A 4,626-nucleotide genomic window follows, 5' to 3' on the forward strand; every position below is an offset into this window, starting at 1 on the left:
GAGCCATTTTGTCTCCTCCATCAGCGATCCGGCGATGCGTCGTCGGCTCACTCTTGCTCACCAGGCACCTCCCTGTGAACAATTTATCTTTGATATGCAATTTTGTTCAGCTAAACTGTTCGTCGGAAAATTGTCAAGGCCCGCCGCATCATTCCACGCCGGTTTGCGCCGCCAGCCGGTTTGCCTTAGGAAAGGGCATGAAATGCCGCGTTTCAGGTGCGCTCTCATCCCGCGACTTCGTTTCGGCTGCTTGAGCAGGCCGAGACGGCCAAGACGAAGTAAATGTTCACCATTTTGGCTTTCATCTCGCGTTGTAGACGATATCCTGTCGATGTCATAAATCTCGAGTCCTGGGCACGCAGAACGATTTCGTGGCGCTTGGTCGGATACGCCGTTTGAATGGCATTTTAGGATTCGGACGACCGCGGGAGGGCAAAAAGATGGCGATGACGGAGAATGACAAGGCCTCGCGCTTCCCGGATGCCGAGCTGAAGGCCCGTGCCGCTTGGCACTATTATGTCGAGGGGCTGACGCAAGAGAGGATTTCGGAGATCCTCGGCATCGGTCGCATCAAGGTGCATCGCATCCTGTCCGCCGCGCGTGAGGAGGGCGTCGTCCAGTTCCGCATCCGCGACAGCGTGGTCGAATGCTTGGTGCTGGAAGAGGCTCTGAAGCAGCGTTTCGGACTGAGCCAGGCGGTTGTGGTGCCGTCGGCCGCCGACCGAACCAACACGCCGCTGATGATCGGCCATGCCGCGGGCGCCTATCTGGCCGACAATGTGAATGCCGGCGATGTCATCGCACTTGGCTGGGGGAGGACGCTGAAATTCGCCATCAACGAATTGCCGCGGCGGCCGATCGCCAGGACGACGGTGGTTTCCATGCTGGGCGGCCTCACCCATGCCCAGCCGCTCAACCCGACCGAGAGCGCCTGGGAATTCGCCGAAAAGATCGGTGCGGAGTGCTTTCTGCTACCGGTACCGGTCTATGCCGACAGGCCGGAGCAGCGCGAAGCCTTCATGAGCCAGCGCAGCGTTCAGGACGTTGTCTTCCGCGCGCGCCGGGCAAACATCGCCGTGCTCAGCGTCGGATCATTTTCCAACGACAGCCCGATCGCCAATTACGGCTTCATCAAGCCCAGCGAACTCGAGGAATTGCAGGCGGCCGGCGCAGTTGGTGATATTTTATGCCATTTCATCGACGCCGAGGGCCGGCTCGTCGACCATGAGGTCAACCGCCGGGTCTGCGCCTATCCGCTGCAGGACCTGTCGGACATCCCGGCCATCATCCTGGTCTCGGGAGGGCAGGAAAAAATTGCCATCATGCGGGCGGCGCTCGCCAACACCAAGATATCGGTTTTGATCACCGACGAGGATGCGGCCAAGGGCCTGCTCAACCGCTAGCCTCGCTTAGCGCGTCGAGGCGGGCATGGATGTCGCGCGTCGCCCGATAAAGGTCGCGGTAGATCGCCTTGCGCGCGCGATAACCGGAGATCAGCCCCTCGACCGGCTCGACATGCCTGGTTGGCGGCGCGGCCATCGCCTCAGCCGCGGTCTCCGGCGAGGGAAACCATCCGATGGCGGAGGCCGCCAGCATGGCGGCGCCGAGCGCTGCGGCTTCGTTGACCGGCGAGACGGAGAGCGGCCGCTCGAGCACGCTTGCCATGATCCGCATCAGCAGGGCGCAGTTGGTGCCGCCGCCGGCAGCTATCACAGCCGCCGGTTTGCCGCCGGCTTGAGTTTCCATTGCTTCGCTGGCGATGGCCTGCTCGAAGGCGATGCCTTCCAGAACCGCTCGAAAAAGGTGCTTCGGCTCATGGTCCAGCGACAGACCGACAATGGCGCCTCTCGCCGCGCCGTCCCAGTAGGGGCTCATGACACCGGCCCAATAGGGCATGACAAGCAGGCCCTCGCTGCCGGCGGAAACGTCGACCGCCGCCTTCTCCAGCGCTGCGGCCGACGGCGAGCCGGTCGTGCGAACGATCCAGTCGACCAGTTGCATGCCCGAGCGCAGCACGGTCTCCAACATGAAGCCCGAACCGGTCGGCGAGACCAGCGTTCGAAACGCGTTCGACGTCGTGATCTTACCGGAATAACAGCCGCTGACGATGCCCGAGCCAAGCGATAGATAGCTTTTGCCTTCGGCGTGAACGCCCATGCCGAGGCCCATCGCCTGGCCGTCGCCGGCGCCGGCGACAACAGGCGTGCCGGCCTTCAGGCCGGTCAGCCGTGCCGCACTTTCGACAAGTCCGCCGCAGATTGCGCCCGGCGCGACCAGTTCCGGCAACTGGTCCGGCCGGAGTCCTGCGGCGGTAACGAGCTCAGGGTGCCAAGTGCCATTCCTGACGTCGAGCAGCCCGAGCGGATCCGCACTTGCCGTGCTGGTGACCAGATGTGCGGTCAGCCGGTGGACGAAGAAGCCATGCACGTCGACGAGTGCGGCTGCGTCGTCGAGCGTTTGCGGCTGGTGTTCGGCCAGCCAGGCGATCGCATAGAGCGCGGGCGTCGGGTCTGGCGGCTTGCCGCTCCAGTCGCGGATCGTCTCGCGGCCGAACTCAGCCGAAAGCCTGATAACTTGCGGGCGCGCGCGCTCGTCCAGCCACAGGATCGCCGGAATAAGCGGCTTGCCGGCGTGATCGATCAGGGTGAAGGTCTCGCGCTGGTGGGCGATGGAGATCGCCGCCACCCGCGAAGCGCCCACCGCCTCAGTGACCTGCTTCAATGCACCGAGCAGCGCGGTCCACCAATGTTCGGCATCCTGCTCGAAATGGCCGGGCTTGGGATTTGAAAGCGGATAGGCTTCGCGCGCCTGGAACAGTTCCTCGCCGTCGCGCGTGAAAGCGATCGCCTTCACGGCCGTCGTCGAGGCGTCGATCCCGATTACGACATCGTCCATCAGGTGGAAATCCAGCGGATTCAGGCGGCGTTCGTAACGAACCGTCCGTCCGACTGGTCGAGACGACGGCGGATTTGGGTTATCACCATCGAATCGTCGGGTACACAGTTTTCGTAGGTGAGGAAATCGCCTGTCTTGACCGGCTTGACCACCTTGGCCCGCTCGGCGAGGCCGAGCGGCAGGGCGCCGCGGGCGCGCGCGTCCTCCCAGGTCATGGCGAAGCCGCGATAGTCGTTCTCGCCGATCATGCCGAGCGACTGGCCAAGGCCAAGGTCGCTCTTGGCAACCGCCACCGCCTCGGCGACCGGATGGTCGAGCGGCCCCATGTCGGCGCGCTTGTAGACCACGGCGCGCGCCGCCGACAGCGGCACTTCCAGGCTGGTCAAATGATAAGGGCGGAAGATCGTGAAATAGGGGCCCTTGCCGACCTTGAGGTCGATCATGCGCTCCAGCACGCGCGGATGCCGGGTCTCGATGATGCAGAACACGCCGGGCGCGACGCCCTTGCCGATCGAATAGTCGACCACGCCCTTGCGATGCAGCACGCCGCCATCCTCGCGCGGGCAAAGCACGCTGGCGAGTTCCTCCAGCGTCGCGGTCGGGCCGTGCATGCCGGGCACGTCGGGCACCAGGCCAGTGGCATTGGCGATCGCCACCATCTCGATCGCCGTCTTCGAGCCGTCGACGAATTCGACCAGCATGCGCGCATTCATGTTGCGCTCGGCCGCCTCCTTCTCGTAATCGGCCGGCATGGCGTCGATCTTCAGCGGATTGTTCTTGCCCTTGCCGGCGGCGATGATGTTGAAGCCGAGGCTCTTGGCAAAGCCGATGATCTCCAGCGTGCAGGCCGGCTCGTCGCCGGCCGCACCGGTATAGACGACGCCCGCCTTGCGCGCCTCCTCCTTGAGAAAGCGGCCTATGGTGATGTCGGCTTCGACGTTGAGCATGACGATATGCTTGCCGTTCTTCATCACTTCGAGCGCGAACAGCGTGCCGATGTTGGGATTGCCTGTCGCGTCGATGATGACGTCGATACGGCCGGCGGAAGCCAGCGCATGCAAATCTTCGGTCACCGCGATCTTGCCGGCCTCGATTGCGCGGTCGATATCAGCTGCATTGCCGGCGTGGACGATGTCCGAGCGGTCGTGGCCGGCGAGCAGCGCTGCATCGGTCGCCGCCTGCGGCCTGACCTCGGAAATGGCGCCGATCCGCATGCCCGGCATCAACGCCACCTGGACGACGATGTCGGTGCCCATCTGCCCGGCGCCGGCAAGCCCGATGGTGATCGGCCCCTGCTTTTCAGCGCGTTGCAAAAGTTCCGCTGCAAATTGCGGATGGGCCATGTCGCTTCCTCCAGCTCTTGCCGCGCCGCGGCCTCGAAGTCATTTTGAACATTCCTATTTCTAAATGAAAAATATTTCAACCTGCAATTCGGCAGCCTTCTTTCCAAAATTGTGTGATTCGATTTGTGCGCCCTTGGCATGCTGCTTGGCTGCGCGGTCAGCTAGGGAGCAGAAGGCGGTGATCTCTAGGGATGCAGACGGCGATGACCGAGACATCGCTTCTCGCAAGCGAGCAAGTGCGGCGATAAGCTGCTTCATGGCGGCTCAGCTGCCGGTGCGTCTATTGATAACGACGGATCGCGCGACAGGTATCGCCAACCGGCATGCCCGATCGGCGCATGCCAGTATCTTAGCTGCCGACCTCGAAGAAGGGCGCGCCAAGCAGGTC

4 protein-coding genes are annotated in these 4,626 nt (G+C 63.3%); 1 reads left to right on the plus strand and 3 read right to left on the minus strand.

Going from position 1 to position 4,626, the window contains the following annotated elements; genetic code table 11:
- Window positions 1–440: 440 nt before the first annotated feature.
- The gene (locus tag EOA86_RS23065; protein WP_029355395.1) at window positions 441–1,403 is read left to right on the plus strand and encodes a sugar-binding transcriptional regulator; all 963 of its coding nucleotides are present in this window, start codon (window positions 441–443) and stop codon (window positions 1,401–1,403) included.
- Here EOA86_RS23065 and EOA86_RS23070 read toward each other — a convergent pair.
- From EOA86_RS23070 to EOA86_RS23080, 3 genes are read right to left on the minus strand one after another with little or no spacing between them, the layout of a single operon-like run.
- Entirely contained in the window at window positions 1,393–2,895 is a 1,503-nt protein-coding gene (locus tag EOA86_RS23070; protein ID WP_128343757.1) for an FGGY family carbohydrate kinase, read from the minus strand. The two genes, EOA86_RS23065 and EOA86_RS23070, sit on opposite strands and share 11 nt — an antisense overlap.
- A gap of 20 nt (window positions 2,896–2,915) precedes the next feature.
- On the minus strand, window positions 2,916–4,238 hold the full coding sequence (locus EOA86_RS23075) for a homoserine dehydrogenase (protein WP_128343759.1): 1,323 nt from the start codon (window positions 4,236–4,238) through the stop codon (window positions 2,916–2,918).
- A 60-nt stretch (window positions 4,239–4,298) separates the two neighbouring features.
- Window positions 4,299–4,496: a hypothetical protein gene (locus EOA86_RS23080; RefSeq protein ID WP_128343761.1), complete on the minus strand. Its 198-nt coding sequence runs from the start codon at window positions 4,494–4,496 to the stop codon at window positions 4,299–4,301.
- Window positions 4,497–4,626: the final 130 nt, after the last annotated feature.

Source organism: Mesorhizobium sp. M5C.F.Ca.IN.020.32.2.1 (assembly GCF_004023105.1).
Classification (GTDB): Bacteria; Pseudomonadota; Alphaproteobacteria; order Rhizobiales; family Rhizobiaceae; genus Mesorhizobium; species Mesorhizobium wenxiniae.